General features: G+C 64.7%; 14 protein-coding genes. 10 read left to right on the top strand and 4 right to left on the bottom strand.

All coding sequences use genetic code 11. The annotated features are described in order from the left end of the window. Positions 1–56: 56 nt before the first annotated feature. Positions 57–1,880: a cation:proton antiporter gene (locus tag EJA05_RS22240; protein WP_125859950.1), complete on the bottom strand. Its 1,824-nt coding sequence runs from the start codon at positions 1,878–1,880 to the stop codon at positions 57–59. A 68-nt stretch (positions 1,881–1,948) separates the two neighbouring features. Here EJA05_RS22240 and xerD point away from each other — a divergent pair, with 68 nt between their 5' ends. The 6 genes from xerD to EJA05_RS22210 all read left to right on the top strand — a co-directional run bounded on the left by xerD (position 1,949) and on the right by EJA05_RS22210 (position 7,678). Then, positions 1,949–2,845: a site-specific tyrosine recombinase XerD gene (gene xerD / locus EJA05_RS22235; protein WP_125859948.1), complete on the top strand. Its 897-nt coding sequence runs from the start codon at positions 1,949–1,951 to the stop codon at positions 2,843–2,845. Between the two features lie 155 nt (positions 2,846–3,000). Beyond that, a complete protein-coding gene (locus tag EJA05_RS22230) occupies positions 3,001–3,750 on the top strand; it encodes a DsbC family protein (protein WP_125859946.1) in 750 nt (249 codons plus the stop codon). Positions 3,751–3,832: 82 nt separating this feature from the next. Next, positions 3,833–5,137 (top strand): homoserine dehydrogenase, encoded by a 1,305-nt coding sequence (locus EJA05_RS22225; RefSeq protein WP_125859944.1) that lies wholly within the window; start codon positions 3,833–3,835, stop codon positions 5,135–5,137. A 167-nt stretch (positions 5,138–5,304) separates the two neighbouring features. After that, on the top strand, positions 5,305–6,714 hold the full coding sequence (thrC, locus tag EJA05_RS22220; protein ID WP_125465244.1) for a threonine synthase: 1,410 nt from the start codon (positions 5,305–5,307) through the stop codon (positions 6,712–6,714). A 164-nt stretch (positions 6,715–6,878) separates the two neighbouring features. Then, on the top strand, positions 6,879–7,268 hold the full coding sequence (locus EJA05_RS22215; protein WP_125465243.1) for a histidine kinase: 390 nt from the start codon (positions 6,879–6,881) through the stop codon (positions 7,266–7,268). A 128-nt stretch (positions 7,269–7,396) separates the two neighbouring features. Then, positions 7,397–7,678, top strand: coding sequence for a DUF3509 domain-containing protein (locus EJA05_RS22210; RefSeq protein ID WP_110993308.1), 282 nt, complete (start codon positions 7,397–7,399; stop codon positions 7,676–7,678). A gap of 136 nt (positions 7,679–7,814) precedes the next feature. Here the strand turns inward: EJA05_RS22210 and EJA05_RS22205 are convergent, their stop codons facing one another. Further along, positions 7,815–8,717 carry a TIGR02285 family protein gene (locus EJA05_RS22205; RefSeq protein WP_407692108.1) on the bottom strand — a complete coding sequence of 301 codons (903 nt, stop codon included), beginning with the start codon at positions 8,715–8,717 and terminating at the stop codon, positions 7,815–7,817. Then, positions 8,714–9,913, bottom strand: a complete 1,200-nt coding sequence (locus EJA05_RS22200) for a CaiB/BaiF CoA transferase family protein (protein ID WP_125465240.1) — start codon at positions 9,911–9,913, stop codon at positions 8,714–8,716. The genes EJA05_RS22205 and EJA05_RS22200 overlap by 4 nt, the downstream gene beginning before the upstream one ends. A 150-nt stretch (positions 9,914–10,063) precedes the next feature. On the opposite strand from EJA05_RS22200, the gene EJA05_RS22195 reads away from it, so the two are divergent. Together EJA05_RS22195 and recJ are read left to right on the top strand one after the other, a co-directional pair. Next, a complete protein-coding gene (locus tag EJA05_RS22195; RefSeq protein ID WP_110993311.1) occupies positions 10,064–10,606 on the top strand; it encodes a YaeQ family protein in 543 nt (180 codons plus the stop codon). A 31-nt stretch (positions 10,607–10,637) separates the two neighbouring features. After that, on the top strand, positions 10,638–12,347 hold the full coding sequence (gene recJ, locus EJA05_RS22190) for a single-stranded-DNA-specific exonuclease RecJ (protein ID WP_125859940.1): 1,710 nt from the start codon (positions 10,638–10,640) through the stop codon (positions 12,345–12,347). Between the two features lie 1,050 nt (positions 12,348–13,397). Here the strand turns inward: recJ and EJA05_RS22185 are convergent. After that, positions 13,398–14,027, bottom strand: a complete 630-nt coding sequence (locus tag EJA05_RS22185; protein WP_110992449.1) for a TetR/AcrR family transcriptional regulator — start codon at positions 14,025–14,027, stop codon at positions 13,398–13,400. A 185-nt stretch (positions 14,028–14,212) separates the two neighbouring features. Between EJA05_RS22185 and EJA05_RS22180 the strand changes: the two genes are divergently transcribed. Further along, entirely contained in the window at positions 14,213–15,310 is a 1,098-nt protein-coding gene (locus EJA05_RS22180) for an efflux RND transporter periplasmic adaptor subunit (protein WP_125859938.1), read from the top strand. A 6-nt stretch (positions 15,311–15,316) separates the two neighbouring features. After that, positions 15,317–18,382 carry an efflux RND transporter permease subunit gene (locus tag EJA05_RS22175; RefSeq protein WP_125859936.1) on the top strand — a complete coding sequence of 1,022 codons (3,066 nt, stop codon included), beginning with the start codon at positions 15,317–15,319 and terminating at the stop codon, positions 18,380–18,382. Positions 18,383–18,394 lie beyond the last annotated feature (12 nt).

Here is an 18,394-nt window from a genome sequence, read left to right as displayed (position 1 = left end):
AGCCGGTGCCATCCACCGCGCCGCCTGCTTCGCGGGTAAACCCGCTCCCACACGAATTACGCTGCCCCTTCAGCCTGTGCTTTATTTTCAGGCTCTATCAGCGCCACCAGCGTCCAGCCCGGCTGCGGCTGCAGCGGGTGCTCCGGGGTGGCCACATGCACCCAGCCGTGGTTGTCACGGGCGAACATCAACGTCGCACGCTCACCGTGCAATTGCCGGTAGGCATCCCAGGTGAACGCCTCGGTCAGGGTCGTGCTGTACAGCTCCGCCCCCTGATTCAGCAGCTTGGCCAATTGGTTGTAGGTCAGCGCGCTGGAGCCCAGTGGCTGGCCTCGGTGCTCCTCGCTGGCCCGATGCTTGTCGCTGCGCTGTTTCTCCAGGCCGCTAGCCAGCACGAACAGCCGGCCATGGCCGAAATCGTGGCGGAACCGGGCGCAGGCCAGGGCGTTGATTTCCCCGGCCGGTGACAGGCCGAGCAGATGGCCCAGGCCTACCAGGTCCAAGTGCGCGTCGGCATGTTGCGAGGCCGGGTTGCCGAAGTAGGTGGGCAGGTTGTCCATGCGCGCGGCACGGATGTTCTCCCAGCTCGAATCGGTCAGCAGCACACGGCAGCCAAGTTGTTGCAGCGCCTTGGCAATGGCCCTGGCAGGCGGGTTGGCGCCGACCATGAGAAAGCCGCTGGGGGCGGGCTCGGCGACCTTGAGCAGGCGCGCCAGGGGCCTGGCGGTAGCGCTCTGCAGGACCACGGTGCCGATGATCACGGCGAAGGTCAGTGGCACCAGCAGCAGCGCCCCCTCGTGGCCGGCTTCATGCAGGCGGATGGCGAAGATCGCCGATACCGCCGCCGCGACGATGCCGCGCGGGGCGATCCAGGCCAGCAGCGCACGTTCGCGCCAGCTCAAGGTGGAGCCCAGTGTCGAGATGAACACGTTCAGTGGCCGGGCCAGCAACTGGATCACCAGCAGCAGGGCGAGTACCGCAGGGCCCAAGCCGAGCATGGCATGCAGGTCCAGGCGTGCCGCCAAAAGGATGAACAGGCCGGAAATCAGCAGCACGCTGAGGTTTTCCTTGAAGTGCAGGATCTGCCGCACATCCACTCCTGGCATGTTGGCCAGCCACATGCCCATCACCGTCACGGCCAGCAGCCCGGACTCGTGGACGATCTGGTTGGCGGCGATGAAGATGCCCAGCACCGCGGCCAGCGAGGCCAGGTTGTGCAGGTATTCCGGCAGCCACTGGGCGCGCATGATCTGCCCAAGCAACCAGCCCCCGGCGGCGCCCAGCGCGCCGCCACAGAAGATCACCCCGGCGAAGGTGCCCAGGCTCTGGATCAGCCCGTCACCGTCGCTGCGGGCGATGATGAAGCTGTACACCACCACCGCCAGCAGCGCGCCGATCGGGTCGATGACGATGCCTTCCCAGCGCAGGATGTTGGCGATGGTCGCCTTGGGCCGAACCACACGCAGCATGGGCACGATCACGGTGGGCCCGGTGACCAGCGTGAGGGTGCCGAACAGGATCGCCAGCGGCCAGTCGAAACCCAGCAGCCAGTGGGTGGCCACGGCGATCACCAGCCAGGTACTCAGGGCGCCGACCGTGACCAGACGGTGCACCACGCTGCCGATCTCGCGCCATTGCGAGATATGCAGGGTCAGGCTGCCCTCGAACAGGATCAGGGCCACGGCCAGCGACACCAACGGCATCAGCAACGGGCCAAACAGCGCTTGTGGCTGCAGCCAGCCAAGCACAGGCCCGGCGAGTATGCCGGACAGCAGCAGGAACAGGATCGCCGGCAACTTCAGGCGCCAGGCCAGCCACTGGCAGGCGAGGGCGGCGGCACCGATGCCACCGAAACTCAGGAGAATCTGCTGTTCGCTCATGCGGGCTCCCTATGCGTGCGCGGTTATGAAAGACTAAGCGCCATTTCGCCGTTTGCCACCGAGTCTTCATGCCCGCCCTCGACCACCCCCTGATTGACCAGTTCCTCGATGCCCTGTGGCTGGAAAAGGGGCTTTCCGACAACACCCGCGCCTCTTACCGCAGCGACCTGGCCTTGTTCAATGGCTGGTTGCAGGAGCACAGGGTGGCGCTGCCCGATGCCGGTCGCGAGCTGATCCTCGATCATCTCGCCTGGCGTTTCGACCAAGGCTACAAACCCCGCTCCACGGCGCGATTTCTCTCCGGCGTACGGGGGTTCTTCCGCTACCTGCTGCGCGAGCGATTGATCGCCGTCGACCCGACCCTGCAGGTGGACATGCCGCAATTGGGGCGCCCGCTGCCAAAGTCGCTGTCGGAAGCCGACGTCGAGGCGCTGCTGCAGGCGCCGGACCTGGGTGAAGCTATCGGTCAACGTGACCGGGCCATGCTCGAAGTGCTGTACGCCTGCGGCCTGCGGGTGACCGAGCTGGTCAGCCTCACGCTCGACCAGGTCAACCTGCGCCAGGGTGTGCTGCGGGTGATGGGCAAGGGCAGCAAGGAGCGCCTGGTGCCGATGGGCGAAGAGGCGGTGGTCTGGATCGAACGCTACCTGCGCGATGGCCGAGCCGAGCTGCTCAATGGTCGCCCCAGCGATGTGCTGTTCCCCAGCCTGCGCGGTGAGCAGATGACCCGCCAGACCTTCTGGCACCGTATCAAGCACCAGGCGCGGGTGGCCGGTATCGACAAGCCGCTGTCGCCGCATACCCTGCGCCACGCTTTCGCCACGCACCTGCTCAACCACGGTGCCGACCTGCGTGTGGTGCAGATGCTGCTGGGCCACAGCGACCTGTCCACCACGCAGATCTACACCCATGTGGCCAAGGCGCGGCTGCAGCAGTTGCACGCCCAGCACCATCCGCGTGGATGAATGATCTTCATGTTCCGCTTACCGGTGCCTGAGGAGCCTTTCTGCGCGGGCCTGTTGTGGTAGGCTTGGACGGTTTGTTGCACGGGCCGACCGTTCGCCACCTCTGAAGCGTGGGCGACGCCCCTCCGGCCCCGTCCGTCTTCAGGAGTACCCCCATGCGTGTCACCCGTATTTTTGCCGCCGCCGCCCTGGCGTTGGTCAGCACCTTTGCCGCCGCTGCCGCCACTGAGCCCACGGCCGGTGCCGAGCAGGCGATCCGCAAGTCGCTGCAGAACCTGGCCCTGGAAGTGCCGGTCGAAAGCGTTGCCAGCAGCCCGCTCAACGGCCTGTACGAAGTGAAGCTGCAGGGCGGTCGCGTGCTGTACGCCAGCGCCGATGGTCAGTTCGTGATGCAGGGCTACCTGTACCAGATCCAGGACGGCAAGCCGGTCAACCTCACCGAGAAGACCGAGCGCCAAGGCATCGCCAAGCTGATCAACGGCATCCCGGCGGCAGAAATGGTCGTTTATCCGGCCAAGGGCGAGACCAAGTCGCACATCACCGTGTTCACCGACACCACCTGCCCGTACTGCCACAAGCTGCACGCCGAAGTGCCGGAGCTCAACCGCCGCGGTATCGAAGTGCGCTACGTCGCCTTCCCGCGCCAGGGCCTGGGCTCGCCGGGTGACGAACAGCTGCAGGCGGTGTGGTGCTCCAGCGACCGCCGCGCGGCGATGGACAAGATGGTCGACGGTAAAGAGATCAAGGCCGCCAAGTGCGCGAACCCGGTCGGCAAGCAGTTCCAGCTCGGCCAGTCGATCGGCGTGAATGGCACGCCCGCCATCGTCCTGGAAAGTGGCCAGGTGATTCCGGGCTATCAGCCGGCACCGCAAGTGGCCAAGCTGGCCCTGGCAGAGCGCAAGTAATCAAATCAATACGCCATCGTCATGGGGTGATGGCATGTTTCACGGTCGGCGCAAGTGCCGGCCGTTCAATGGGGAGTTCACAGTGAAACCGGTCAAAGTAGGCATCTGTGGGTTAGGGACCGTCGGTGGCGGAACCTTCAACGTACTTCAGCGCAACGCCGAGGAGATTGCCCGCCGTGCCGGGCGCGGTATTGAAGTGGCACAGATTGCCATGCGCTCGCCCAACCCGAACTGCCAGATTACCGGTACCCCCATTACCGCTGATGTGTTCGACGTGGCGAGCAACCCCGAAATCGATATCGTCATCGAGCTGATCGGTGGCTATACCATCGCCCGCGACCTGGTGCTCAAGGCCATCGAAAACGGCAAGCACGTGGTCACCGCCAACAAGGCGCTGATTGCCGTGCACGGCAACGAGATCTTCGCCAAGGCCCGCGAGAAGGGCGTCATCGTCGCCTTCGAGGCAGCCGTCGCCGGTGGCATCCCGGTGATCAAGGCGATCCGTGAAGGCCTGTCGGCCAACCACATCAACTGGCTGGCCGGGATCATCAACGGCACCGGCAACTTCATCCTCACCGAAATGCGCGAAAAAGGCCGTGCCTTCCCCGACGTGCTGGCCGAAGCCCAGGCGCTGGGCTATGCCGAGGCCGACCCGACGTTCGACGTCGAGGGCATCGACGCCGCGCACAAGCTGACCATCCTGGCGTCCATCGCTTTCGGCATCCCGCTGCAGTTCGACAAGGCCTACACCGAAGGCATCACCCAGTTGACCACTGCCGACGTGAACTACGCCGAAGCCCTGGGCTACCGCATCAAGCACCTGGGCGTGGCCCGTCGCACCGCCGAAGGCATCGAGCTGCGCGTGCACCCGACCCTGATCCCCAGCGACCGCCTGATCGCCAACGTCAATGGCGTGATGAACGCGGTGATGGTCAACGGTGACGCTGCCGGTTCCACCCTGTACTACGGCGCCGGCGCCGGCATGGAGCCAACCGCCTCGTCGGTGATCGCCGACCTGGTCGACGTGGTCCGCGCCATGACCAGCGACCCGGAGAACCGTGTGCCGCACCTGGCCTTCCAGCCGGACTCGCTGTCGGCCCACCCGATCCTGCCGATCGAAGCCTGCGAAAGCGCCTACTACCTGCGCATCCAGGCCAAGGACCACCCGGGCGTGCTCGCGCAGGTTGCCAGCATCCTCTCGGAGCGCGGCATCAACATCGAGTCGATCATGCAGAAGGAAGCCGAGGAGCAGGACGGCCTGGTACCGATGATCCTGGTTACCCACGGCGTGGTCGAGCAGCGCATCAATGATGCCATCGTCGCCCTGGAATCCCTGCAGGACGTGGTTGGCCCGGTCGTGCGCATCCGCGTCGAACAGCTCAACTAAGCGGCAAGCTTCAAGCTGCAAGCTGCAAGTAAAGGCAGTGCGGTGTTGAGGCTTGAACAGAAAACATTCGTGGCAAGGTGAGACGCAGAGCACGAGAGCAACGCCAATCGGCTTTAACTTGTAGCTTGCAGCTCGAAGCTTGTCGCTCAAACCAAAGGTTTGTACCCATGCGCTATATCAGTACCCGCGGCCAGGCTCCGGCCCTGAACTTCGAAGACGTGCTGCTCGCCGGCCTGGCCAGTGACGGTGGCCTGTACGTTCCTGAGAACCTGCCACGCTTCACCCAGGAAGAGATCGCTTCCTGGGCCGGCCTGCCGTACCACGAGCTGGCGTTCCGGGTGATGCGCCCGTTCGTCGCCGGCAGCATCGCCGACGCCGACTTCAAAAAGATCCTCGAAGAAACCTACGGCTCCTTCGCCCATGCCGCCGTCGCGCCGCTGCGCCAGCTCAACGGCAACGAGTGGGTGATGGAGCTGTTCCACGGCCCGACCCTGGCGTTCAAGGACTTTGCCCTGCAGCTGCTCGGCCGCTTGCTCGACCACCTGCTGGTCAAGCGTGGCGAGCGTGTGGTGATCGTTGGCGCCACTAGCGGTGACACCGGTTCCGCCGCCATCGAAGGCTGCCGCCGTTGCGACAACGTCGATATCTTCATCCTGCACCCGCACCAGCGTGTGTCGGAAGTGCAGCGCCGCCAGATGACCACCATCCTCGGCGACAACATCCACAACATCGCCATCGAAGGCAACTTCGACGACTGCCAGGAGATGGTCAAGGCCAGCTTCGCCGACCAGTCGTTCCTCAAGGGCACCCGCCTGGTGGCGGTCAACTCGATCAACTGGGCGCGGATCATGGCCCAGATCGTCTACTACTTCCACGCCGCCCTGCAGCTCGGCGGCCCGGCACGGTCGGTGGCGTTCTCGGTGCCGACCGGCAACTTCGGCGACATCTTCGCCGGTTACCTGGCCCGCAACATGGGCCTGCCGATCAGCCAACTGGTGGTCGCGACCAACCGCAACGACATCCTGCACCGCTTCATGAGCGGCAACCAGTACGTCAAGGAAACCCTGCACGCGACCCTGTCGCCGTCGATGGACATCATGGTCTCGTCGAACTTCGAGCGCCTGCTGTTCGACCTGCACGGCCGCAACGGTGCCGCCATCGCCGAGTTGATGGACACCTTCAAGCAGGGTGGCGGCTTCAGCGTCGACCAGGACCGCTGGACCGAAGCGCGCAAGTTGTTCGATTCGCTGGCGGTGACCGACGAGCAGACCTGCGAGACCATCGCCGAAGTCTTCGCCAGCACCGGTGAAGTGCTTGACCCGCACACCGCGATCGGCGTCAAGGCCGCCCGCGAATGCCGTCGCAGCCTGGACACGCCAATGGTGGTGCTGGGTACCGCGCACCCGGTCAAGTTCCCGGACGCGGTCGAGAAGGCTGGCGTCGGCAAGGCCCTGGAGTTGCCGGCTCACCTCAGCGACCTGTTCAGCCGCGAAGAGCGCTGCACGGTACTGGCCAACGACTTGAAGGCCGTACAGACCTTCGTCAGCCAGCACGGTAACCGCGGCAAGCCGCTGTAAGGCACCTGTAATGAAAGAGCCCGTCTTTGGACGGGCTTTTTTGTGAGTGCAATTTTTTTGCGTTTTTTCTCAGGGCTTTTCAGAATTTTCCTGTTTGGCGTTGTCGAAGTGCCTACTAAAGTGCGGCATCGAACCGCCAAAGCGCCTCGTCGAGGGAAACGTCCATGCATCAATTTCAGGTTCTTATCCACCAGCCCCGTCCTTTCCACCAGATTGTTCTGCACCAGGCATTCAATGCCCAGGGCGTCTACAGTGTGCGGTTGACCGAGGACATGCCGGGTACCCTGGCCTGCCTGAACCAGGAGCGGCCAGTGGATGTGCTGGTGCTCGATCACGACATGCCGATCAGCAGTGCGCAGTCGCTGTTTCGCCACCTGGCGACTGAAGGGGCGGCACAGGCGCTGTTGTTCGTCGGGCAAGGCAAAGGCAATGGCCCGGATCTGGCCCGGGAAGCCCGCAAGCTGGGGTTGTGGGTGCTGGACGAGCTGCCATGGCCGATGTCCACCGTAGCGTTGGGCAAGGCACTTGGGCGTCTGCCGGCACCGATTGGCTGACTGGACGGCCAGGGCATTCAAACTGTCATCTTGCCCGCGCATGCTCGCTGCAAGGGCCGGCATTCGAGAACTTTGCGCCAGGCCTGACGGTCAGTTCCTCCAAGCCCATAAGCCAGCGAGTGATACGGATGGAAAGAGTCTGCAGCCTGCTCAACGATGCCCTGACCCCCTACCTGGCCGCACTTGGCGCCGTCGACGCCAGCGGTAATCGCCAACTGACCCTCTACGACCCACGCGGCGGCGTGACCTTGCAGCGCCAGGTGGCTGAGCGCCAGTTGCAGGAGCAGCAGTTGCTGATCGACCTGGTCGATGGCCTGCACCGTGACCTGCAGATTGCCGAGGGCCGCCTGCAGCCCTGTGTGATCGCCGCGTTGCAACATCAACGCCCCAGCCAGGGAACCTTTGCCTGACAGCCGTATCAGATTCATCAACGCCAGTTTGACGGTGCTTAGCTCCGGTAGTGTCAGGCTGTCGCGGGAAGCCCGCATTGGCTTTCGCTTGACCCCGGTCGTCTTCCCCAGCGGCCGGGGTTTCTTTTTGCCCGCTTCAGGGCTGCGCTGCCGAGGCGCCGTTGCTGTCGTCGAAGAAGTGACGCGCCTGTTGCAGGTAGTCATCGCGCAGCTCCGGGTCCAGCCAGCGGGCATACAGGGCGGGCAGGGTGTCGCGGCGCAGGGCTGGCAGCAACTGGTCGATGTGGGCGATGGCTTCGCGCCCTTGCGGTGTGTCCGAGCAACCCACATGCAGGAACTGGTAGTGGTTTACGCCGCTGATGGGGTAGAAGCGGTAGTCCTCCAGTGAGCCGCCTTGCTGCTCGATCAGGTAGCGCGCCTCTGGCCAGTAGCTGAGCACCAGCTGCAGGCGGCCCAGTTGCTGCATCTGCAGCAGGCTGGCGGTCGCATCGTTGCCGAAGTGGCGGCTGAAGGCGCTGTCGGGCAGCTGGCGCAGGATTTCGTCGACCTGCGCGCTGTAGCTGCGCTCGGCGACGATGCCCAGTTTGAGCCGGGTCTTGTCGAGCAAGGCTTTGAGCTCGACCTGCTGGCCGTCGAGGAAGGGTTCCAGCAATGCCTGGTCCTGCTTGCGCACCACCAGCCCGGTGCTCAGCACCCCCAGCGAAGGCTTGGAGAAATGCACGTACTTGGCGCGCTCGGGGGTCCAGAGCAGGGTCGGGTCGCAGGTGAAACTCGGCTCCATGAGCATCTGGATGCCCCGGGCGCGATTGACCCGCACGATGCTGTGGTCGTATTCGGGCATCTGTGCGATCAGCTTCGGCAGCATCAGGTCCATTACGCCCTGGCCCTTCTCGGCACCTTCGAAAATGGTGAACGGCGGCAGGTCGCGGACCAGCCAGAACAGGCGCTCCTTGGCGTGCGCCAGCGGCATCGCCAGCAGCAGGCAGAGGATGACGGGCAGGCGCGCAAGGCGCCTGCACCAGGCTGTTGCGCGAGTCAGACCGTGCCCGCCTGGCGCAGGCCGGCGATGGCCGCCGCGTCGTAGCCCAGGCTGGCCAGCACGCTGTCGGTGTGCTCACCCAGGGCCGGGCCTACCCATTCGGTGGAGCCTGGGGTGTCGGAGAGCTTGGGTACGATGCCGGGCATCTTGAACGGCTTGCCGTCCGGTAACTTGGCCTGGAGGAACATCTCGCGGGCAAGGTACTGCGGGTCGCTGAACATGTCTTCGGCCGAAAAGATCCGGCTGGCCGGCACTTCGGCGTCATTGAGTACTTGCATGACGCTGTCGAGCGGCAGGCCGTTGGCCCAACGGTCGATCACCCCGTACAGCTCGTCGCGGCGTGCGTCGCGGCCATCATTGCTGGCCAATGTCGCATCGTTTGCCAGGTCGTCGCGGCCGATGGCCTGCATGAAGCGCTTGAAGATCGCGTCGCCATTGGCGCCGATCTGCACATGGCGGCCATCGGCGGTGGTGTGGATGGAGGAGGGGGTGATGCCGGGCATGATGTTACCGGTGCGCTCGCGGATGAAACCGAACACGTCGAACTCCGGGACCATGCTCTCCATCATGGCGAAGATCGCCTCGTACAGCGCCACGTCCACCACCTGGCCCTGGCCGCCGTTCACCTCGCAGTGACGCAGGGCCATCAGCGCGCCGATCACGCCCCACAGGGCGGCGATCGAATCACCGATGGAGATCCCCGTGCGCACTGGCGGGCGGTCCTCGAAACCGGTGATGTAGCGCAGCCCACCCATCGACTCGCCCACCGCGCCAAAGCCCGGCTGGTCCTTCATCGGGCCGGTCTGGCCGAAGCCCGACAGGCGCACCATCACCAGGCGCGGGTTCAGCGCGTGCAGCACATCCCAGCCCAGGCCGAGTTTTTCCAGCACGCCGGGGCGGAAATTCTCGATCAGGATGTCGGCCTCTGCCAGCAGGCGCTTGAGCACCTCGCGGCCTTCCGGATGCTTGAGGTTGAGGGTCAGCGACTGCTTGTTGCGCGCCTGCACGAACCACCACAGCGACGTGCCTTCATACAGCTTGCGCCACTTGCGCAGCGGGTCGCCGCCGTCGGGCGACTCGACCTTGATCACCTCGGCACCGAACTCGGCGCAGATGCGCGAGGCGAACGGGCCGGCGATCAGGGTGCCGAGTTCGATCACTTTCAGGCCGGCGAGGGGTTTGCTGGGCGTGGGCATGGGGCATCCGTGGCAGCTGGGCGTAAACGCAGGTTGTATCACAGCTCGGCAGTGGCAGGTACTGTCGCGGCGCACTCGCGATGCGCAAGGGCCTTCGTCTGCCAGATCGGTTAAACTGTGCGACTTTCTTTTCTACGAAGCCCCGCGCCCATGGCCCAGCCGTCCACCACCTACAAATTCGAACTGAATCTGACCGACCTTGATCGCGGCGTGTACGAGAGCGTCCGTCAGACCATCGCCCGTCACCCTTCGGAGACCGAGGAACGCATGGCCGTGCGCTTGCTGGCCTATGCCATCTGGTACAACGAGCAGCTGTCGTTTGGCCGTGGCCTGTCGGATGTCGACGAAGCACCACTGTGGGAAAAGAGCCTGGACGACCGCATCCTGCACTGGATCGAAGTCGGCCAGCCGGATGCCGAGCGCCTGACCTGGTGCTCGCGCCGCACTGAACGCACCAGCCTGCTGGCCTACGGCAGCCTGCGGGTGTGGCGGACCAAGGTCGGTGATGCGGTCAAGGGCCTGAAAAACCTGAACATCGCCGCTGTGCCGCAAGAGGTGCTGGAGACCCTGGCCACCGACATGCCTCGTACCATCAAGTGGGACGTAATGATCAGCGAAGGCACCATTTTCGTCACCGACGACCGCGGCCAGCACGAAGTGCAGCTGGAGTGGCTGCTTGGCGAGCGCGGCTGAGCCGCCCCTGACACTGATTACCGAAGACCCCATGCGTATCGAACCCCGCCCCCTGCCGTCGACCCTGCCATTCCTGGGCAACCTGCCGCCCTTGCTGACCCGCCTGTACGCCGCCCGTGGCGTGCAGTCCGAAGCCGAACTGGACAAAGGCCTGGCCCGGCTGCTGCCGTACCAGCAGCTCAAGGGCATCGAGGCGGCGGTGGACCTGCTGGTCGAAGCCCTCGATCAGCGCCAGCGCATCCTCATCGTTGGCGACTTTGACGCCGACGGAGCCACCGCCAGCACCGTCGGTGTGCTGGGGCTGCGCCTGCTGGGCGCTGCGCATGTCGATTACCTGGTGCCCAACCGGTTCGAATACGGCTACGGCCTGACCCCCGAGATCGTCGAAGTGGCGTTGCAGCGCCAGCCGCAGCTGCTGATTACCGTGGATAACGGCATCTCCAGCGTCGAAGGCGTGGCAGCGGCCAAGGTGGCCGGGCTCAGGGTGCTGGTCACCGACCACCACCTGCCGGGCCAGCAGTTGCCCGATGCTGATGCCATCGTCAACCCGAACCAGCCAGGCTGCGCGTTCCCGAGCAAGTCGCTGGCGGGCGTGGGGGTGATCTTCTACGTGCTGATGGCCCTGCGTGCGCGCTTGCGCAGCCTCGGCCGCTACGACAGCCAGCCGCAGCCGAATATCGGTGAACTGCTCGACCTGGTCGCGCTGGGCAGCGTCGCCGACGTGGTGCCGCTGGATGCCAACAACCGCATCCTGGTGCACCAGGGCCTTGAGCGCATCCGCGCTGGCCGCGCCCGCCCCGGGCTCAAGGCGATCCTCGAGGTGGCCCGCCGCGACCATCGGCGCATCACCTCCACCGACCTGGGTTTCATCCTCGGCCCACGGCTCAACGCCGCCGGGCGCCTGGACGACATGAGCCTGGGCATCGAATGCCTGCTGTGCGATGACGCAGCGCTGGCATTGGACATGGCCCAGCAACTGGATGGCCTGAACCAGGACCGCAAGTCCATCGAGCAGGGCATGCAGCGCGAAGCCCTGGCGCAGCTCAAGGACCTGCCGGTCGAATCGATGCCCTATGGCCTGTGCCTGTTCGATGCCGATTGGCACCAAGGGGTGATCGGTATTCTGGCCTCACGCCTGAAGGAGCGTTACCACCGACCGACCATCGCTTTTGCCGACGCGGGCGAGGGCATGCTCAAGGGCTCGGCGCGTTCGGTGGCGGGGTTCCATATCCGTGATGCGCTGGATGCGGTGGCGGCGCGGCACCCGGCGTTGATCAGCAAGTTCGGTGGGCATGCCATGGCGGCGGGATTGTCGTTGCCGGCTGAGAACTTCCCGGCGTTTGCCGAGGCCTTCGATGAAGAGGTGCGGCGGCAACTGCGGGAGGAGGATCTGACCGGGCGGTTGTTGTCCGATGGCAGCTTGGCGGTCGAGGAGTTTCACCTGGACTTGGCGCGGGCTCTGCGTAATGCCGGGCCCTGGGGGCAGCACTTTCCTGAGCCGTTGTTCCATGGGGTGTTTCAGTTGGTCGAGCAGCGGGTTGTCGGTGAGCGGCACCTGAAGGTGGTGCTCAAGAGCGAGTGTGGTTCGGTGCGGTTGGATGGGATTGCCTTTGGGATTGATCGGGAGGTTTGGCCGAATCCTACGGTGCGGTGGGTGGAGTTGGCTTACAAGTTGGATGTGAATGAGTTTCGTGGGAATGAGAGTGTGCAGTTGATGATTGCTCACATGGAAGCGCGGTGACTGGCCTTTGGTTAGTTAGTTGGTTAGTTAGTTGCTTGGTTGGTTTGTTTTTGTAGTTGTATGCGCATTCGTTTGCGATGTCGACGCATAGTCACCTTTCCGCCCTTACGGCGGGTTACTTTGGTCTTGGCCAAAGTAACCAAAGCCGCTCGCTCCCATCATACGGCCCCTACGCTGCGCTTCGGGGTCCCTTCGCTTCGGCGTCCTCCGGGCCCGCGCGGCCTCCGACTTGCTGCGCAAGTCTACATCTCGCGCCTTCGGCTGCGCCGAAGGGTGCTGCGCACCAGGGCCCTCCAGACGCCTACGCTCAGCCTCCTGAAGTCGCGAAGTTAGGGGCGGCGCCTGGGCTGGCGTTAGCTGTCGCTAGTTGGATGGGGTGGGAACTCAGGACTGCAATCGCTGGCAAGCCGCAGCGGCGAACCGCAGCTCCCACAGGTTAGTGCGAAACTTTCAGGCTTGCGCAGTACCTGTAGGAGCGGCCTTGTGTCGCGAAAGGGCCGCAAAGCGGCCCCAGCGTTACAACATAGATTGCCGGGGCCGCTGCGCAGCCCTTTCGCGACACAAGGCCGCTCCTACAGTGAACGTGCAAGTTCATTGGTTTCGAACAAACAACACATAAACAACAGCCAAATTTATATAGCCGTATTACTGCTCTTGCTCTTGCTCTTGCTCTTGCTTCTAAGCGCGCAATAGTCCAGGCAACACAAATTGCGACTTCAGGAGGCCGAGTGGAGGTGACTGGAGGGCCCTGGTGCGCAGCACCCTTCGGCGTAAGCCGAAGGCGCGAGATGTAGACTTGCGCAGCAAGTCGTAGGCCGCGCGGGCCCGTAAGGCACCGGAGCGAGGGGACCCCGGAGCGCAGCGCAGGGGCCGTATGATGGGAGCGGGCGGTTTTGCCTACTTTTTCCAAGAAAAAAGTAGGCCGCCGTAAGGGCGGAAAGGTGACTAAAAGTCGACATCGCCGCCGAATGCGCATACATCTATCAAAACCAACACACTCAGACCCGAACGCCGAACGCCGAACGCCGAACGCCGAACGCCGAACGCGATCTAGCTCCGATAAGCCCGAACAAACACCTCAACCGCCTCCCGCACATGCACCTCCGCCTCATCCCCCGTCAGCGCCGGCGCACACCCGATCAGCAACCGATAATCCGGCGCCCCCTTCACCAGACAGAAGAACTGCTCCGCCGCCCGTAACGGATTGTCGATCCGCAGCAACCCCCGCTGGTCGATCCCGCGCAGCAGCGCCTCCATTCCCGCGACCACCCGCTTGGGCCCGGCCTCATAGAAGTAATGCCCGAACCCCGGATCCTGGCTGCTCAAGGCAATGATCAGGCGGCTGAGCTGGACCGACTCGTCCGCGCTGATCAGCGCCTGGAAGCCACGGGCGATGTTCAGCAGCACATCCATCAGCGCCGCCCCTTCCGGGTACTCGAAGATCAAATCGGGCAATTGCGCCTGGCAGGTCGCCATGACCGCCGCGCCAAACAACGTCTGCTTGTCGGTGAAGTGGCTGTAGACCGTGAGTTTCGAAACACCTGCCGCCGCAGCGACCGCATCCATGCTGGTGTTGGCATAGCCAAGGCTGAGGAACAGCGACTTGGCGGCTTGGAGGATGGCCTCGCGCTTGGCCAGATCCTTGGGCCGGCCGGGGCCGATGGGTGCGTCAGTGGGCATGTGCAATCGTTACCTGCTGGGAAAGGTGACCATCTTACCGGGTCGCGCACGATCCGGCTGTAGCGTGCGTCGCAACGTTATTATGGTTTTTCTCTTGGCAGACCGCTTCCCGGAGCGCATGTGCTGACTTAATATACTCGCCAGTATAAATATTCGATGCGCCCCTCTGCCAAAGGTCCTTCATCATGTTGCGTCGTGTGTTATCCCTCGCCTTGCCCGCTGCCCTTGTGCTGCTGGCCGCCTGCGGCCAGGAGGCCGCGCCACCTGCTGCGCCGCGCCCGGCCCTGGTGGTCCAGCCCCAGCCCGCAGGCGCGTCGGCAGACAGTTACCCCGGTGAGGTGCGTGCGCGCTTCGAGCCTGAGCTGGCGTTTCGCATCGGCGGCAAGGTGAGCAAGCGCCTGGTGGAGGAGGGGCAGCGGGTCAAGGCCGAACAGGCGCTGGCCGAACTCGATCCGCAGGACGTGCGCCTGCAACTGGAGGCCAACCGTGCCCAGGTAGCGGCTGCCGAAGCCAACCTGGCGCTGGTGCGCACCGAACGTGAACGCTACCAGAAACTGCTCGACCGCCAGATGGTCAGCCATTCCCAATTCGATAACGCCGAAAACCTCTACCGTGCCGGCCTCGCTCGCCTGAAACAGGCCAAGGCCGAATTCGAGGTGGCCGGTAACCAGGCCGAGTACGCCGTGCTGCGTGCGCCCCAGGCCGGAGTGATCGCCAAGCGCCAGGTCGAAGTCGGCCAGGTGGTGGGCGCCGGGCAAACCGTGTTCACCCTGGCCGCTGACGGCGAGCGTGAGGTGGTGATCGGCCTGCCCGAGCAACAGTTCGCCCGCTTCAGCGTCGGCCAGGCCGTCAGCGTGGAGCTGTGGTCGCACCCCAATGCTCGGTTCGACGGGCGTATCCGTGAGCTGTCGCCAGCCGCCGACCCGCGTTCGCGCACCTTTGCCGCACGTATTGCCTTCACCTCCGGCAACGCCCCGGCCGAACTCGGCCAGAGCGCGCGGGTGTTCATCGCCCACGCTGAAAACGCGCCGTTGGCGGTGCCGCTCTCGGCGGTCAGCGCCGAAGCCGGGCAGGCCTATGTGTGGCGGGTCGGCAAGGACAACCGGCTGGAGCGCGCGGCGGTTCGCCTGGGGCCTTATGGCGCCGACAGCGTGCCGGTGCTCGAGGGCCTGCAGGCCAGCGACTGGGTGGTCGCCGCCGGCGGCCATGTGCTGCGCGAAGGGCAACAGGTGCGGCCTGTGGACCGCAGCAACCGAGACGTGAACCTGACGGCCAAGGAGTAAGTCCCGATGGGTTTCAACCTTTCCGCCTGGGCGCTGCGCAATCGCCAGATCGTACTGTTCCTGATGATCCTGCTGGCGGCTATTGGCGCCATGTCCTACACCAAGCTCGGGCAGAGCGAAGATCCGCCCTTCACCTTCAAGGCCATGGTCATCCGCACCTTGTGGCCGGGGGCGACTGCCGAAGAAGTGTCGCGCCAGGTCACCGAGCGCATCGAGAAGAAGCTGATGGAGACCGGCGAGTACGAGAAGATCGTCTCGTTCTCCCGGCCAGGTGAGTCCCAGGTCACCTTCATGGCCCGCGATTCGCTGCACTCCAAGGACATCCCCGAGCTGTGGTACCAGATCCGCAAAAAAGTCGCGGACATCAAGCACACCCTGCCGCCCGAGGCCCAGGGGCCGTTCTTCAACGATGAGTTCGGCACCACCTTCGGCAACATCTACGCGCTGACCGGTGAGGGCTTCGACTACGCGGTGCTCAAGGACTACGCCGACCGTATCCAGATCCAGCTGCAGCGGGTGAAGGATGTCGGCAAGGTCGAGCTGATCGGCCTGCAGGACGAGAAAATCTGGATCGAGCTGTCCAACGTCAAGCTGGCCACCCTGGGTGTGCCGCTGGCCGCGGTGCAGCAGGCACTGCGCGAGCAGAACGCGGTGAGTACCGCCGGCTTCTTCGAGACCCCCAGCGAGCGCCTGCAACTGCGGGTCAGCGGGCGTTTCGACAGTGTCGAGCAGATCCGCCAGTTCCCCATCCGCGTGGGCGACCGCACCTTCCGCATCGGTGACGTCGCCGAGGTTCAGCGTGGCTTCAACGACCCGCCCGCGCCGCGCATGCGCTTCATGGGCGAGGACGCCATCGGCCTTGCCGTGTCGATGAAGGACGGCGGTGACATCCTGGTGCTGGGCAAGGCCCTGGAGGGCGAGTTCGCCCGCCTGGCCGAAGGGCTGCCGGCAGGCATGCAGTTGCGCAAGGTGTCCGACCAGCCGGCGGCGGTGAAAGCCGGCGTCGGCGAGTTCGTCCAGGTGCTGGTCGAGGCGCTGGCCATCGTCCTGCTGGTGAGCTTCTTCTCCCTGGGCCTGCGCACCGGGCTGGTGGTGGCCCTGGCGATCCCCCTGGTGCTGGCCATGACCTTCGCCCTGATGCACTACTTCGGCATCGGCCTGCATAAGATTTCGCTGGGCGCGCTGGTGCTGGCGCTGGGCCTGCTGGTGGACGACGCGATCATTGCCGTGGAGATGATGGCGATCAAGATGGAGCAGGGCTACGACCGGCTCAAGGCGGCCAGTTACGCCTGGACCAGCACGGCCTTCCCGATGCTCACCGGCACCCTGATCACGGCAGCGGGCTTCCTGCCGATCGCCACGGCGGCGTCGAGCACCGGCGAGTACACCCGCTCGATCTTCCAGGTGGTGACCATCGCCCTGCTGACCTCGTGGGTAGCGGCGGTGGTGTTCGTGCCGTACCTGGGCGAACGCCTGCTGCCGGACCTGGCCAAGCTGCATGCGACGCGCCATGGCAGCGACGGGCATGCGCCCGACCCCTACGCCACGCCGTTCTACCAGCGCGTGCGGCGGGTGGTGGAGTGGTGCGTGCGGCGGCGCAAGACAGTCATATTGCTGACCATCGCGGCATTCGTCGGCAGCATCCTGCTGTTCCGCTTCGTGCCCCAGCAGTTCTTCCCGGCCTCCGGCCGGCCAGAGCTGATGGTCGACCTGAAGCTGGCCGAAGGTGCTTCGCTGAACAACACCGCCGAGCGGGTCAAACAGCTGGAAGTGCTGCTCAAGCAGCAGGACGGCATCGACAACTATGTGGCCTATGTCGGCACCGGCTCGCCACGCTTCTATCTGCCCCTGGACCAGCAACTGCCGGCCGCGAGCTTCGCCCAGTTCGTGGTGCTGGCCAAATCGCTGGAAGACCGTGAGCGCCTGCGCAGCTGGCTGATCGCAACCCTCGATGAGCAATTCCCCGACCTGCGCTCGCGGGTCACCCGCCTGGAAAACGGCCCGCCCGTGGGCTACCCGGTGCAGTTCCGCATCACCGGCGAGCACATCGAGAAGGTCCGTGCCCTGGCCCGCGAGGTGGCGGCCAAGGTGCGCGAGAACCCCCATGTGGTCAACGTCCACCTGGACTGGGAGGAGCCGAGCAAGGCGGTGTACCTGGACATCGACCAGGACCGCGCCCGCGCCCTGGGGGTGAGCACCGCGCACTTGTCGAGTTTCCTGCAGAGTTCGCTGACCGGCAGCACCGTCAGCCAGTACCGTGAAGACAATGAACTGATCGAGATCCTCTTGCGCGGCACCCCTGAAGAACGCCGTGAGTTGGGCAACCTCGGCAGCCTGGCGCTGCCCACCGACAACGGTCCGAGTGTGGCGCTGTCGCAGGTGGCCACGCTGGAATATGGCTTCGAGGAAGGCATCATCTGGCACCGCAATCGCCTGCCGACGGTGACCGTGCGTGCCGACATCTACGACAAGGAACAGCCGGCCACGCTGGTGAAACAGATCCAGCCGACCCTGCAGCAGATCAAGGCGGAACTGCCGGACGGCTATCTGCTGGAAGTCGGCGGCACGGTGGAGGACTCCGAGCGTGGCCAGCGTTCGGTGAATGCCGGCATGCCGCTGTTCATCGTGGTGGTGTTGAGCCTGTTGATGATCCAGCTGCGCAGCTTCTCGCGGATGTTCATGGTGTTCCTCACCGCGCCTTTGGGGCTGATCGGCGTGACCTTGTTCCTGCTGGTGTTCCGCCAGCCGTTCGGTTTCGTCGCGATGCTCGGCACCATCGCCCTGGCGGGCATGATCATGCGCAACTCAGTGATCCTGGTGGACCAGATCGAGCAGGACATTGCCGCCGGGATGGAGCGCTGGCAGGCGATCATCGAGGCCACGGTGCGGCGCTTCCGGCCGATCGTGCTGACCGCGCTGGCGGCGGTGCTGGCGATGATTCCGTTGTCGCGCAGTGTGTTCTACGGGCCGATGGCGGTGGCGATCATGGGTGGTTTGATCGTGGCCACGGTACTGACGCTGCTGTTCCTGCCGGCGTTGTATGCGGCGTGGTTCAGGGTGAGGAAGGAATGAGTCACGCAGGGG

It is taken from the genome of Pseudomonas oryziphila (assembly GCF_003940825.1).
Taxonomy (GTDB): domain Bacteria; phylum Pseudomonadota; class Gammaproteobacteria; order Pseudomonadales; family Pseudomonadaceae; genus Aquipseudomonas; species Aquipseudomonas sichuanensis.
This window is presented reverse-complemented; position numbering and strand designations above follow the sequence as displayed.